This window comes from Salmonella sp. 741265050_HSA (assembly GCF_046569445.1).
Taxonomy (GTDB): Bacteria; Pseudomonadota; Gammaproteobacteria; order Enterobacterales; family Enterobacteriaceae; genus Salmonella; species Salmonella enterica.
Map to the genome: position 1 here is coordinate 20,634 of NZ_JBKFSV010000018.1, position 15,083 is coordinate 35,716.

Annotated in this window: 10 protein-coding genes; 5 read left to right on the top strand and 5 right to left on the bottom strand. The window is 51.5% G+C overall.

All coding sequences use genetic code 11. From position 1 onward, the window contains the following. Window positions 1–59 precede the first annotated feature (59 nt). From katG to ACLD4F_RS19845, 3 genes are all read right to left on the bottom strand, one after another. On the bottom strand, window positions 60–2,240 hold the full coding sequence (katG, locus tag ACLD4F_RS19835; protein ID WP_000108102.1) for a catalase/peroxidase HPI: 2,181 nt from the start codon (window positions 2,238–2,240) through the stop codon (window positions 60–62). A 164-nt stretch (window positions 2,241–2,404) separates the two neighbouring features. After that, entirely contained in the window at window positions 2,405–3,295 is an 891-nt protein-coding gene (gene metF / locus ACLD4F_RS19840) for a methylenetetrahydrofolate reductase (RefSeq protein WP_000007508.1), read from the bottom strand. A 194-nt stretch (window positions 3,296–3,489) separates the two neighbouring features. Further along, the gene (locus tag ACLD4F_RS19845) at window positions 3,490–5,046 is read right to left on the bottom strand and encodes a bifunctional metallophosphatase/5'-nucleotidase (RefSeq protein WP_000865252.1); all 1,557 of its coding nucleotides are present in this window, start codon (window positions 5,044–5,046) and stop codon (window positions 3,490–3,492) included. 135 nt (window positions 5,047–5,181) lie between these two features. Between ACLD4F_RS19845 and ACLD4F_RS19850 the strand changes: the two genes are divergently transcribed. The 3 genes from ACLD4F_RS19850 to mscS all read left to right on the top strand — a co-directional run bounded on the left by ACLD4F_RS19850 (window position 5,182) and on the right by mscS (window position 8,402). Continuing rightward, window positions 5,182–6,306, top strand: a complete 1,125-nt coding sequence (locus tag ACLD4F_RS19850) for a cytoplasmic protein (RefSeq protein ID WP_080213047.1) — start codon at window positions 5,182–5,184, stop codon at window positions 6,304–6,306. A 234-nt stretch (window positions 6,307–6,540) separates the two neighbouring features. Then, window positions 6,541–7,542 carry a hypothetical protein gene (locus tag ACLD4F_RS19855; RefSeq protein ID WP_411011002.1) on the top strand — a complete coding sequence of 334 codons (1,002 nt, stop codon included), beginning with the start codon at window positions 6,541–6,543 and terminating at the stop codon, window positions 7,540–7,542. Window positions 7,543–7,544: 2 nt separating this feature from the next. After that, the gene (gene mscS / locus ACLD4F_RS19860) at window positions 7,545–8,402 is read left to right on the top strand and encodes a small-conductance mechanosensitive channel MscS (protein WP_000398255.1); all 858 of its coding nucleotides are present in this window, start codon (window positions 7,545–7,547) and stop codon (window positions 8,400–8,402) included. Window positions 8,403–8,517: 115 nt separating this feature from the next. Here mscS and ACLD4F_RS19865 read toward each other — a convergent pair whose 3' ends face one another. After that, a complete protein-coding gene (locus tag ACLD4F_RS19865; protein WP_183060159.1) occupies window positions 8,518–10,950 on the bottom strand; it encodes a bifunctional aspartate kinase/homoserine dehydrogenase II in 2,433 nt (810 codons plus the stop codon). Between the two features lie 2 nt (window positions 10,951–10,952). Then, window positions 10,953–12,113 (bottom strand): cystathionine gamma-synthase, encoded by a 1,161-nt coding sequence (metB, locus tag ACLD4F_RS19870; RefSeq protein ID WP_411011003.1) that lies wholly within the window; start codon window positions 12,111–12,113, stop codon window positions 10,953–10,955. 264 nt (window positions 12,114–12,377) lie between these two features. Here metB and metJ point away from each other — a divergent pair, with 264 nt between their 5' ends. Both metJ and ACLD4F_RS19880 read left to right on the top strand, forming a co-directional pair. Further along, window positions 12,378–12,695: a met regulon transcriptional regulator MetJ gene (gene metJ, locus ACLD4F_RS19875; RefSeq protein WP_000852811.1), complete on the top strand. Its 318-nt coding sequence runs from the start codon at window positions 12,378–12,380 to the stop codon at window positions 12,693–12,695. A gap of 455 nt (window positions 12,696–13,150) precedes the next feature. After that, complete coding sequence (locus ACLD4F_RS19880; protein WP_411011004.1) at window positions 13,151–14,941, top strand: aryl-sulfate sulfotransferase; 1,791 nt, start codon at window positions 13,151–13,153, stop codon at window positions 14,939–14,941. Window positions 14,942–15,083: the final 142 nt, after the last annotated feature.

Consider the following 15,083-nt stretch of genomic DNA (forward strand, 5'->3'; position numbering starts at 1 on the left):
GCCCGGTGGGCATATGAGACGGTAGGCCGGATAAGCGTTAGCGTCATCCGGCATAAGATTTACAACAGATCGAAACGGTCCAGGTTCATCACTTTCACCCATGCCGCGACGAAGTCCTTCACAAACTTCTCGTGCGCATCGCTACACGCGTAAACTTCCGCCAGCGCGCGCAGTACGGAGTTGGAACCAAACACCAGATCGGCGCGGGTTGCCGTGTATTTTACCTCGCCAGTCAGACGATCCCGGCCTTCGAACAGCTCATTAGCGTCGTCGGTGGGCTTCCACTCGTAACGCATATCCAGCAGATTAGCGAAGAAGTCTGTGCTGAGCACGCCCGGTCTGTCGGTAAAGACACCGTTCTGGCTGCCGTCAAAGTTGGTTCCCAGCACACGCATCCCGCCAACCAGTACCGTCATTTCCGGCGCGGTCAACGTTAACTGCTGCGCTTTATCAATCAACAGCGATTCGGTCGTCGACACATCCAGACGCGCACGATAGTTACGGAATCCATCGGCAATCGGTTCAAGCAGCGAGAACATCTCGATGTCGGTCTGATCCTGACGCGCATCCACCCGGCCCGGCGCAAAAGGTACGCTGATGCTGACACCCGCAGCAGCGGCCGCCTGCTCGATACCGACCACGCCCGCCAGCACAATAATATCGGCCAGCGAGGCTTTATTCGTCGTTTTCTGGATCTCTTCTAATACCGGCAGAACGCGAGCCGCAACGGCGTTGACATCCCAGTCGCGCTGAGGCGCTAATGCCAGACGTGCGCCGTTAGCGCCGCCACGCTTATCGCCGCCGCGGAAAGTAGACGCGGATGCCCAGGCAACCGAAACCATCTCGCTAATAGAAAGCCCGGATGCAGCGATCGCCGCTTTCAGGTTGATAATGTCTTCCTGCGTTGGCTGGTAGAGCGGTTGCGGCAACGGGTCCTGCCAGATCAGATCTTCTTTCGGCACTTCCGGTCCGATGTAACGCGCTTTTGGTCCCATATCTCTGTGCGTCAGTTTGAACCAGGCACGAGCAAAGGCTTCATTAAAGGCCTGCGGATCGTTAAGGAAACGACGGGAAATCTTCTCGAACTCCGGATCAAAACGCAGCGTCAGGTCGGTGACCAGCATGGTTGGCTTACGTTTTTTCGACGGATCGAACGGGTCCGGGATGATGTCCGGCGCGTCTACCGCTTCAAACTGGATAGCGCCAGCCGGACTACGGGTTTGTACCCACTCATATTTGAACAGGTTCTCGAAGAAATAGTTGCTCCACTGGGTCGGCGTCTGCGTCCAGACCACTTCCAGCCCGGAGGTGATAGCATCCGCGCCAACGCCGCTACCATAGCTGCTGGCCCAACCTAAGCCCTGCGCTTCAATCGGCGCGGCTTCCGGATCGGCCCCTACATGGGATGCCGCTGCCGCGCCGTGGGTTTTACCAAGGGTATGCCCGCCAGCGATCAACGCCACGGTTTCTTCGTCGTTCATCCCCATATTGCCAAAGGTAGCGCGAATAGCGGCGGCGGCAGAAAGTGGTTCGCCGCTGTGATCCGGCCCTTCCGGGTTAACGTAGATAAGGCCCATCTCGGTCGCGCCCAGCGGCGCTTTTGCCAGCGCTTCAGGGTGTCGATGAGTCAACCAGGCTTTTTCATCGCCCCAGTTCACATCCAGATCCGGTTCCCAGACATCTTCACGCCCGGCGCCAAAACCGAAGGTACGGAAGCCGGAGTTTTCCAGCGCCACGTTACCCGCCAGAATAAACAGGTCAGCCCAGGAAATTTTCTGGCCATATTTCTGCTTAATCGGCCACAACAAACGACGCGCCTTATCCAGGCTGACGTTATCCGGCCAGGAGTTAAGCGGCGCAAAACGCTGTTGACCACGACCCGCGCCGCCACGACCATCAATAGAACGGTAGGTGCCAGCGCCATGCCAGGCCATACGAATAAACAAACCGACATAGCTGCCCCAGTCGGCGGGCCACCACGGTTGTGAATCGGTCAGCAGCGCCTTGAGATCCCCTTTCAGGGCGGAGTAGTCTAACTTGCTAAACTCTTTGCGGTAGTCAAAGTCTTCACCCAGCGGGTTAGAACGGTTGGAATGTTGATTCAAAAGATCCACGCGAAGCTGGTTCGGCCACCAGTCGCGGCTGGCAGTCCCTGCGCCTGCGCTTCGGTCATGCCCCCCCTGATGGAAAGGACATTTTCCAGTGGATAACGTGTTATGGGTATCGTCGGTCGTGCTCATATCTCAGCTCCCTTTTAAAGTGTTACCGTTACGATATACACCAGGAGCAAATAGATATAGTTGAATTAATCCACAGATTCGATAGCTAATACCTTTTATATTTTTAGTTACAGAGATGTAGATCAATATGAGGTGTAATAAAGCTCCCGGCAGGGAGCTGGAGGTTATAAACCCGGTCTTACGCCCAGCGTGTGGCAAATGGCATAACTCATTTCCGCACGATTCAACGTGTAGAAGTGGAAATCCTTTACTCCTTCGCGACTTAAAATTTTCACCATGTCCATCGCAATGTTAGCGCCCACCAGCTTGCGGGTTTCTGCGTCATTATCCAGCCCCTCAAACATCAGTGACATCCAGGACGGAATGCGGACATTGGTCATATCGGCAAATTTTTTCGCCTGTTTAAAGTTAGACACCGGTAAAATGCCGGGAATAATCTCTACGTCGATACCGGCAGAAACACAGCGGTCGCGAAAACGCAGGTAGCTTTCCACATCGAAGAAAAATTGGGTTATCGCGCGGTTAGCGCCAGCATCCACTTTACGCTTCAGATTAAGCAGATCGGCCTGCGCGCTTTTCGCTTCCGGATGTACCTCCGGATAGGCCGCTACTGAAATATCGAAATCGGCCACCTCTTTGAGCAAACCAACCAGATCGGCGGCGTACATCTCCGGCTTACCGCTGCCCGGCGGCAAATCACCGCGCAAAGCGACAATGTGGCGGATACCGTTATTCCAGTAGTCGCGGGCGATGGTGCGCAGTTCATCGCGGGTGGCGTCAATACAGGTAAGGTGCGGCGCGGCCTCAAGCCCAGTACGCTCTTTAATGCCTTTAATAACGCTATGAGTGCGGTCGCGCTCCCCGGAGTTGGCGCCATACGTTACCGAAACAAACTTCGGTTTCAGACTGCTCAGGCGATCGATGGAGTTCCACAGGGTTTGCTCCATTTCACTGGTGCGCGGCGGGAAAAATTCAAACGAAACGTTAATCTGACCCTGTACTTCCGCCAGGCTCTGATTCAGGGCTTCCCGCTGGTTGGCGTGAAAAAAGCTCATACCTTACCTCATCAATCGCATGTTATTATTTGTTGTGTTGTAAACATCTATCCGTTTAGACGTCCAGATGTAAAAATGACGGAAAAGCAGAAGGACGTCAACTGAAAAATTACGCCAAAGAATGAGGAATATTCAGCAAAGATGAATTTTCTTCATGTCACGCCGCGGCACTGAACGCGCCGCGGCAGGGGAAATTACTTCTTCACATCCGCAACGCGCATTCCTTTGAGCTGCTCATCCGTGATGGTGTTGCCCGCCTTAAAGTAATCGACTATCGCATTCGACACATAGTAGCCGCCGGAGGTATTCCGCGCCTGGCCTTCCGTGAATGCCGCAAAACCATCGCCGCCGTCGGCAAGGAAGCTGTTGGTAGCGATGTGATAAACCGTAGCATCGTCAATCGGCTTGCCATTGAGCGTCAGCACGGTAACCCGCTGGCCGACAGGTTTGCTGCTGTCATACTTCATCTCCAGCCCTTTAGACACCTGCAATACGCCGTTGCTTAAGCCAGCGCCATGCTCCATCAGGCTGCGCAATTGTTTACCGGTTAAATCCATCGTGACCAGTTCATTAGGGAACGGGAAGGTACTGATTACCGCCCCCATCGTCACCGCGCCAGCCGGGATTTCGTTGCGGATACCGCCAGAGTTAGTAAGCGCTAACTGGGTGTCTTTCCCCGCCGTAAAAAGCAGCGCATCCGCCGCCAGATTCCCCAGCGACGACGATTCGCCATACGCGCGGGTCAGCTCAACCGGCGATTGCGCCACCGTCTGCTGCACGACTTTATCGAGCTTTTTATTCCAGCCGTCGATCACCTGTTTCGTTTGCGGATCGGGCTTCCACTCATCAGCAAAAATGGTCTTCAGCTCGAAGTTCTTCACCGTAAAGTGGTGTGGTTTCTCTTTGTAATCCAGCACCAGTTTACCGACATCAATGCCGCCGCTGTCCGTTGAGAGGATCAGCGTATTACCGACTTTAATCGGTTCTGGCGTACCGACATGCGCGTGGCCGGTAATCAAAATATCCAGCCCTTTTACCTGACTTGCGGTCTGAATATCTTTATCCAGCGCGCGTCGCACATCGGTATTCCCCATGCTGGACTGGCGGGCCGGGGTGCCTTCGTGGATCAGCGCGACGGTCAGATCGACTTTACCTTTAAGTTCATCAATGTAACGTTGCAGCCACTTAATTTCATCGCGTGCCTCAATGCCCACGCGCGTCGCGGCAGAAACCGTATCATTAAAAGCAAAGACACCGTGTAAGCCGATTACGCCAATCTTGACGCCATCTTTTTCAACAATGGTGTACGGCTTATCCCAGAAGGATTTACTGCTGTCCTCATAAAAAATATTGCCCTGCACGATAGGGAATTTTGCCCGGCTCAGTTGCAACAATGTATTGTCCCAGCCATGATCGAACTCATGATTACCGATAGTGGCAGCGTCATACTGCATGGTATTCAAAATATCGATAATCGCTTTACCCTTCGTCAGGCTGCTGATATACGGTCCGGTAAAGTAATCTCCGGCATCAAAAAACCACGTCGCCTTATTTTTGGCTTTTTCCTGCTTCACCAGCGTGGTGATATTGGCCCAACCGCCAATATCGCGTTTACCGTCAGCAATCCACGGCACTTTATAAGGCTCCACATGGGCGTGTAGATCGTTGGTGTAAATAATGGTGACATCTTTGGCGCAGGCCCAGAACGGCAGCGTGAACAAAATACCGGCAGCAAGCAGTTTTACTTTCATAAATAAGTCCCTTTCAGTCATATAAAGATTCGCTACGTTACGTTCTGAAAGGTTTTTTTATGTGAGAGTCCTCACACCCGCGTACCGTTTTATGAAGGCAGAATCAACGACCTGCCAAAATCGTTGGTAAAATGTATGCCGCCTCTGTTCACCATTAATGCCTGCAAAAGCGCTGGTTGTCGCAATCTTGGGCTGCCTGACTCGCCGGATTATGTGTGGCCGGACTATCGCCTGGGTTATCCGGCATTGCATTGTCGAGCCTGCGGCAGTTATCCGCCGCTCTTCAACGAGGTGGAATTTCGCCGCTGGGCGTCTGCTTATATCGCGCAATATGCCAAAGAGCATGGTCACTTTTGTCCCGACTGCTATCAAAAAACATGGATTCGCTATGGACGTAATCCCGGCGGAACGCAGCGACTTCAGTGCCAGTACTGTAAGAAAGTCTGGACGCCAAAAAAGCACGCGCTGAATGTCGCCGAAACGCCGGAACAGATTTGCAGTATTCCGCTGCTCGTACCGTTTCAGGGAGCGAATGCCTTCCAACAATTGTACTTTTTATTCAGTTTTGACGCTGTTCGCGGCAATGTTCTTCACCTTTCCAGCAATTTCACGTTACTTTCTGCCGGAAAGAGTTTGCATTACCACTGGAAAGGAATTGCGCCGCCCGAGGGTGAGGATGGCGATATTATTCACCGTATCGCCATTAAAGAACGGCAATTTTTACAGCGCAGCCAGTTCGATGAGATTCAGTATGGCTCGGCGGCGCTTAAACGGAACGCTCAAGGGACAATACTTCGCCCGGTCATTACGGCGCATGGTCATTTTCGGGTGCTGAAAAACCGCTTTCCTGATGTCACGACACACATCATTGCCCATGAGTGTTTTTTGCGCGGCGCGGTCATTACGGCATGGGCGGAGCGGTTTCGCCAGCGTCTCTCCTCGCTGTGGTTCGTTGAGGAAGAGATAAACGATGACGATTGCCGCGCAGAGTGGCAACTGTTAGGCAAAACATGGCAGGGATGGTGGCAAAATCAGTGGCAACTCTGGGGGCAAGGTCACAACCGCAAAATGGTCTGTTCGTTAACTGGTTCCCACTTAGAACAAGGTGTCGCCGTTAATCTGGCGGCCAGTCGCCGCTTTGTTACCTGGCTATGGCAACAACCTGAATTCCAGCAAAGCGCCCACTATTCCGCCAAACGCGTCACGCAAATTCTGTATTTGCTGACGGAAAAATATAACTCACAATGGAATCACATTTAACCCAATGATGTAATGCCACGCATAAAAAATCACAGATTATCATTCAGAAGGCGCTACAGATTTAATCACCTCACATCCTGCTTTTATACGCTGAAAAAGAATAGAACCATTTGATAAAATGGCCCTTCGTTTTAAGTTAAAATCGGCTATAAACGTTATTCACATAATCAATATTTATTATCAATTTAAATAGTTCTATACATTCTTATTTTCTATGGAAAACAAGGGATAAATATGGAAATTACTTTACCGTCAATGTCAGATAAAAAATGGACCTGCGCCGATCTCCTGAGTAGCTATCGATTCTGGGGGATCACTTTTTTCTTTTTGGTGCTCTCTTTTATCAGTTCGCTGGGATCGTCGTATGGTGTTTATTTTTGGAGTAAATCACTGTCCATTCCAGCCGATCGTATTGGTGTTATTCTCGTTTGCGGCCAACTGGGATACCTCCTGGGTATGGTTGCCAGCTGGTTTGTCTGCCGTATAAAAAATTGTTACCCCTTCTACTTTGTTGCGCTTCTGTTAATCATTGGCGTGGTCTGTTCCTTCTGCATAAATGGCCCGTCTGACGTAGTCAGGCTTATCATAGCGCAGTTTTTAATTAATCTGGGTATGGGGATCATAACGCTGTTAGTCCCCATGCTGCTTTTCAGCGCTATCGGCAGTACACAGACATTTGTTATTTTATTTAGCCTCTGCTTACTGTTCAAATTTATCATCGCTAGCTGTCTGTCTATATTTATATACTCAATTCCTTATATAGGAATAATCGCGATTACTTTAGCGGTTATCGCATTTTTGCTACTATTACCGCTCAAAAAAGAACTTTTCTATATTGCACCGCCCAAAAGGTTCTCATCAACCCAGCGACCTGAGTGCGCAGAACCCGTTGTCGTCGCATTATTGGCCTTTTTCATTCCATTTTATATTATTTATTGGTTCTTCAGAATTCACCGGGAAATGCAATTTGTGGCGCCTTCGCCCCGACTCATGACCGCATGTGGCGCGGGATGGCTGTCAGCCATTATGCCGTTTGGCACAGCCATATTGTGTCTGACGCTTAGCGATGAAATCCGCGCTCTTCTGCTGGCGAATAAAAACGAAGATGGCGGAATACGAACCGGCTGGACACTATTCTGGGCGTTACTGCTGCCACCCGTCGGCGCGGCGATTATCCAGGCAAAAATGAACCGTTTTATTACCGCTAATACCGCGGATACTGCTGACAGAGGATAAACATGGAAGGTTTTGAGTTATTTCCAAAAATTAAAGGCGCGATCAAATGGATGGCCGAGCACAGTGACTCGGTAATTCATTTTGGCTGGAATGTTGTTGCCGCCATCATTCTACTTTTCATCGGTAAGTTAATAGCTCGCTTACTATCGAGGGGGCTGGAAAAATTACTTCTCAGGCGGCAAGTGGATGCCACTATTGTCCACTTTTTCTCCGCGCTGGTTCGCTACATCACGATAGCTTTCACGACAGTAGCCGCTCTTGGCCGTGTCGGTATAGAAACCTCCTCAATTATTGCCGTTATCGGCGCGGCGGGTTTAGCCATTGGCCTGGCGTTGCAAGGGTCACTTTCCAACTTTGCCGCAGGCGTACTGCTTGTCTCCCTGCGCCCTTTCCGCGCCGGGGAAATTGTACAAATTGGCCTGGTTATCGGCACAGTAGAAAAGGTCCATATTTTCTCCACCACTCTGCTCACTGCGGATAGCAAAGAAGTTGTCATCCCGAATGGTAAAATTATTGCTGATAATATCATCAACTATTCACGACACCCCTATCGACGTATTGATCTGATTATTGGCGTGGATTACCAAAGCCGTATTGCTGACGTAAAAAGCGTGATACATCGTATTATTGAACAAGATCATCGCATTGATAAAACCCGCGATATTACGGTCCGCCTGGGCGAACTTGCGCCCTCTAGCCTGAATTTCTATGTTCGCGTATGGGTGCCCAACGCTCAGTACTGGAGTACTTACTACGATCTTCTGGAAAATATCAAGGAAGCAATGGATGAAAACGGCATCAATATTCCTTACCCCCGGATGGATGTCCGGGTTGAGAATGTAAAAAGCATCACGCCATAATGTTTCGTCAGCAATCGGATAGCGCTTCGTATATCAGTATCTACAGAATGACTGCATAACGTATTGATGAGGGAGCGAAGCGCAACCTGGCGCTTCGCTCACGAACTTGCCTTTATTACAGCAACTGCGCCAGGCGGTTGATATCCGACTGAATCGCCCCGGCGGTCACATCGCGACCCGCGCCCGGCCCACGGATCACCAACGGGTTATCGCGATACCAGCGGCTTTCAATAGCAAAGACATTATCGCACGGCAGCAACGCCGCCAGCGGATGTTCCGGACGCACCGCTTCAACGCCGACGCGCGCTTTGCCATTGGCGTCGAAACGCGCCACGTAACGCAACACCAGCCCCAGTTCGCGGGCTGCCTCCAGACGCTGCACCATCTGTTCATTCAGCGCGTCGCCGTTTTCGAAAAAGTGATCGATAGACCCTTCTTCACAATGCGCCGGCACCAACGATTCTACACGCACCTGATCCGGCTCGATGTCGTATCCCGCCTCGCGCGCCAGAATCACCAGCTTACGCATGACATCTTTTCCGGAAAGATCGACGCGCGGATCGGGTTCGGTCAGCCCCTGCTGCCAGGCCTGATCCACCAGATCAGTAAACGGCACCGTACCGTCAAATTGCAGGAACAGCCAGGATAGCGTCCCGGAGAAGATCCCGCTGATCGAGAGAATCGTATCGCCGCTGTCAATCAGATCCCGCACCGTGTGGTTGATCGGCAATCCCGCGCCCACGGTGGCGTTATACAGCCAGTAACGCCCGGTTTTTTCAAACGCGTCATGAATCTGGCGATACTTATCGCTGGCGCTTGCGCCCGCCAGTTTATTAGCGCTAATCACATGAAAACCGTGGCTGGCGAAATCCAGATACTGATCGGCCAGTTGCTCACTTGCTGTCACATCCAGCACCACTAAATCATCATACGGATGAGCGCGCATCCACAGGAACAGCGACTCCTCATCCTGCTCAACGGCTTCATCATCAAAGAATGCCAGCGCGCGGCTGGCATCCAGCCCTTCATAATTCAGCAGGCTACGGCGGCTATCCACCACGCCCGCCAGCACAAACTCAAAACCAGTACGCGCGGAAAGCGTGCTTTGCTCACGGGCAAACAGTTCCAGCCAACGGGAACCGATGTTCCCCTTACCGAACAGCATCAGGCCAATGCGTTTTTCGGCGCGGAAAACCGACTGATGCAGCCCCTGAATCAGGCTCTCAGTCGGGCCGGTACGCAGCACCGCCACCAGACTGATGCCCTCCTCCGACTGCCAGGTAAACTCCACTGGCTGACCTTTAAGCTGCTGCCAGAAGCGATGGCAGTGTAGCGGATTGCGAGTGACGCCCGCACCGACCATCGCCACCAACGCCAGCCCCTGCCGCAGGCGCAATTCGCCCGGCAGCCCGACATCGTCGAGGAGTTTCAGTACGCTATCCGCTACCTCGGCGGTATAGCAGAACTGTAATAGCTGGCGATCGCGATGCACGCCCACCGCCAGCGGACGCGCCTGCGCCCGTTTTAAAATGTGGTCGAGCTCTTTGTGCGCCAGCCTGAAATCCTGGCTGGCGGGCACCTGAAACTCAATCAGACAGATATCATCGTGACTGGTCACGATACGCGCGCCCGTCCCGGAAGCCAGCACCCGTTCAATTCGGGTTGACCCTTGATCCGGCGTGTAGCTACAGCGCAACTGCAAATCGATATCGCTGCCGGACACTGGCTGTAGCGTGCGGGCGTGCAGAACAGGTGCCGCCAGACGCGCCAGCTCGCTGGCTTCGTCCAGACGCAGCAACGGCAGCAGGCAGGCATCTTTCACTTTGCGCGGGTCGGCGCTATAAACGCCCGCGACATCGCTCCAGATGGTCACGCGGGAAACGCCCGCCAGCGCGCCGATTTGCGTGGCGGAATAGTCGGAACCATTGCGGCCCAGCAGGACCGTTTCGCCGTCATGATTGCGGCTGATAAAACCGGTCACGACCAGACGTTTGCCAGGATGCTGCGCCAGTAGCTGTTGCAATAAAGGATAAGATAACCCTTCATCAACCTGCGGCTGTGCGGCGCGTTCGGCGCGTAAAAATGCGCGCGCGTCCAGCCAGGCGGCATCCAGCCCCTGCTGATTCAGGACGGCGGACATCAATCTCGCCGACCAAATTTCGCCGTGTCCGACGATCTCAGCATAGACGGCATCCGTTACGCCGCCGTCGAGCAAGGCGGCAAGACGTTCCAGATCGCTGATAAAAGCGCTGGTTAAATCATCTGCCGCGTCGGCGGGAAGCAGCCCGCTAATCAGATCGCACTGGTAGCGGCGTAACGTCTGTAATACCTGATGCGCAGAAAGGCGATCGGTCTGGCTTAACTTGAGCCAGCTAATCAACTGGTTGGTGGTACTGCCTGCGGCGGACACTACCATCATATCGTCAGACTGCGAATACTCCGCCATAATGCCTGCGACACGCAGGTAACACTTCACATCCGCCAGACTACTGCCGCCAAATTTATGCAGTTGACGACCTTTCGCCCCTGCCTGCGCAATCACACTCATGTTTACCCCTTGTTTGCAGCCCGGAAGCCATTTTCCAGGTCGGCAATTAAATCTTCGCCATCTTCAATACCGGTGGAGATACGCAGTAGCGTTTCGGAGATCCCGGCGGCGGCACGCGCCTGCGGCGACATACCGGCATGCGTCATGGTGGCGGCGTGAGAGATCAAACTTTCCACTCCCCCTAAAGATTCCGCCAGCGTAAACAACGACAGCCCGCCCAGAAAACGACGCAGCGTCTCCTCATCCCCATCCAGTTCAAAACTCAACATTGCGCCAAAGCCTTTTTGCTGACGCGCGGCAATCTCATGTCCCTGATTATCCGGCAGCGACGGATGATACAGCTTTTTCACCAGCGGCTGGGTTTGCAGGTAATCCACAATCGCTTGCGCATTACGCTGCGCCACCTCCATACGCGGCGACAGCGTACGCAGGCCACGCAGCAGCAGATAGCTATCAAACGCCCCGCCAGTGACGCCAATATTATTCGCCCACCACGCCAATTCAGTGACCATTTCCGGATCTTTAGCAATCACCACGCCGGCCACGACATCCGAATGACCGTTGAGATATTTCGTGCATGAATGCAACACCAGATCGGCACCCAACGCCAGCGGATTTTGCAGCGCCGGGCTTAAAAACGTGTTATCAACGACGCTCACTGCGCCCGCCTCGCGCGCCAGCCGACAGATTTTCGCAATATCCACCACGCGTAACAATGGATTACTTGGACTTTCTACCAGTACCAGCTTCGGTTTTTCTTCCAGCGCCGCCTGTAAGGCGCGTTCATCGCCCTGATCGACAAACCGCACACGATAACAGCCGCGTGTCGCCAGACTGTCAAACAGACGATAACTGCCACCATAGCAATCATGCGGCGCGACCAGCAGATCGCCCGGCTTGAGGAAAACGGTGGTGACCAGATGAATCGCCGACATGCCGGTATTCGTCAATACCGCGCCCGCGCCGCCTTCCAGTTCCGCTAATGCGCGCTGAACCACATCACGCGTGGGATTACCGCGGCGGGAATAATCATGCGCGCGCGGCTCATTGAAACCGGTAAAGTTATAGGTACTGGAGAGATGGATTGGCGGCACAACGCAGCCGTATTGCTCGTCGTCGTTTAATCCGCTACGCACTGCGATAGTGGCCTGTTTACGCGTCATATGAAGATATTCCTGGCTGAGTCGGTGAAAGTCAGGCCACAGATTAACCACTACCACAATAGACGTCAATACATCTGGACATCTAAACTTCTTTGCGTATAGATTGAGCAAACCGCAAATAGCCGTTAAAATTATATGCATTAGCGCACATCTGCGACCGCTAACTTCGTGTCAGGGCCGCGCCACTACGGTAAACTACGCGCGATTATGGTCCGGGCTCAGGTTCAGACCTCAATATTAATGACGAAGAGGATTAAGTATCTCATGGCTGAATGGAGCGGCGAATATATCAGCCCATACGCTGAGCACGGTAAGAAGAGTGAGCAAGTCAAAAAAATTACGGTTTCCATTCCTCTGAAGGTGTTAAAAATCCTCACCGATGAACGTACGCGTCGTCAGGTGAACAACCTGCGCCACGCCACCAACAGCGAGCTGTTGTGTGAAGCATTTCTGCACGCCTTTACCGGGCAACCCTTGCCGGATGATGCCGATCTGCGAAAAGAGCGCAGCGATGAAATCCCGGAAGCGGCAAAAGAGATCATGCGTGAGATGGGGATTGACCCGGAAACGTGGGAATACTGATAGCAAAGCATGCGGTCAGAACGCCTCTGGCCGCGCTTTTTTAACGATTCCCCTGTACACGGCTATCTCCGACATTTTTCTAACCGTTCATCTTCCCGAATAGCCCTCGGTGGATAAATTTGTCAGACATGATAAGTTTCTCTTCGTTATTTTCCTGAAAAAAATTCCCGACATGCCATAACCGATATAATTTCATTATATTTAAACTTCCAATATTTATTTAATGTTTCACGTAGCAAAGCGTACATGAATAATAATACAGCGCCATATATTTACTGAACAAATAGTATAACGATAAGTATTGTTAAAAAGACCATAGACACCTCATATTTGTGACCAACATCATTATTCCCCTCCGCGGATTGTTTTACTTTTTTAAATGTTTTTTCATCTCCGATAAATAAGAAGGTTAATATACATTCATTTTATCGATAATATCGAATGGGGAAATAAATATGTTATTTACAAGGAAAGTCTTACCTGTATTATGCTGCCTGTGTTTGAGCGGCAGCGTTTTAGCCTCAGGCGTTTTAGACCCAAACAGGCCAATGGTCGCATCATCAGATGTCATTCCAGTCCATGAAGGGCCATTAGGTATGGTCGATGTCGCACCCTACGGCGGCGTTTTCCCATTAACAGCAATCATTAATAAAGCCAATCATAATGTGCAGAACGTGAAGGTTACCGTTTTAGGGAAAGGGGAAAAAGGTATACCGATCAGTTATGATGTCGGCCCGCAGGCTATAAATACCCATGACGGCATACCTGTATTTGGCTTGTATCCAGATTATGTCAATAAAGTTAAAGTAGACTGGACTGAAGAAGGTAAAAAACAAACTTATACGTGGTCCATTTACGCCGCACCGGTATCATTACCCTCGACTACCGGGCAAACCGCCGTTCTTCCTACAGTAGAACCGGTTAAAGTCGATAGCTCGCTTAAAAAACGCTTATATCTTTTTAACCATATAACGGGGATGCCAAGAGCAGGCCACATTATGCATGTCGCAGGCGGCGCGGCGAACTGGGATTATACCGGTATCAACTGGATTAGCGATACGAATGGCGATGTTCGCGGCTATATGAATATTGATAAATTCCGTAACCAGGATGATATAACGCGCTTTGGTTCCATGATGAGCTTCCATCAGGTTAACGATGGCAATCTTATTTTTGGCCAGGGTCAACGTTACTTTAAATATGATTTCTTAGGCCGCGTTATTTCCGATAAACGGCTGCCAAAAGGATTTATTGATTTTTCGCACGCCATTACCGAAACGCCGAAAGGCACCTACCTGCTGCGTGTCGCAAAAGAAAATTATCCATTAAATGGTAAATACACCATCAATACTGTGCGTGATCATATTCTTGAAGTTGACCAGAACGGCGATACCGTCGATTACTGGGATCTGCCAAAAATCCTCGACCCCTATCGTGACGACGTTATTCTGGCGATGGATCAGGGAGCGGTATGTTTGAGCGTCGATGCCGAACATTCCGGTCAGGTCATGACCAAAGAGCAGCTTGCAAAACAACCCTTCGGCGATATCGCGGGTTCCGGCCCGGGCCGCAACTGGGCGCATGTTAACTCCGTCAGCTACGATCCTCGCGACGACAGCATTATCATTAGCTCGCGCCACCAGTCTGCCATCATCAAAATTGGCCGCGATAAAAAAGTGAAATGGATACTTTCCGATCCATCCGGCTGGAAAGGCGAACTGGCGAAAAAAGTGCTGAAACCCGTAGACAGCAACGGTAAACCGCTAACCTGCGAAGCGCACCACTGCGACGGTGGATTTGACTGGACATGGACACAACATACCGGTTGGTTAGTGCCATCCAAAAGCACCGGAGGTAAAACCGTCGTGACCGCCTTTGATAACGGCGATGCGCGCGGCATGGAACAACCGGCCATGCCGTCAATGAAATATTCCCGTGGCGTGGAATATCAGATTGACGAAAAAAATATGACGGTTTCCCAAATGTGGGAATATGGTAAAGAGCGCGGTTTTGACTGGTACAGCGCCATTACTTCCGTCACGGAATATCGCCCGGAAACCAAAACGATGTTTATGTACTCGGCTACAGCGGGAATGAGCGGTACAAAACCGATCGTTTCCGTTCTGGATGAAGTCAAAGACGGTACTCAGGATGTGATGCTGGAGCTAAAAGTACACAGTAACCGTGCCGGTATGCTGGGTTATCGGGCGCTGATTATCGATCCAGAGCAGATGTTTAAAAAATAAAGCGAGATAGTAAAAGTAAAACAGGCGGAAGCTAACTTCCGCCTGAATGGTTAAAACGTATTGTAGTTATGACATTCGCCTTATTACCCTCGAAGAGGAATGCAAAAATATCAATGAATTACCAATCCGGCACCGACCCGAT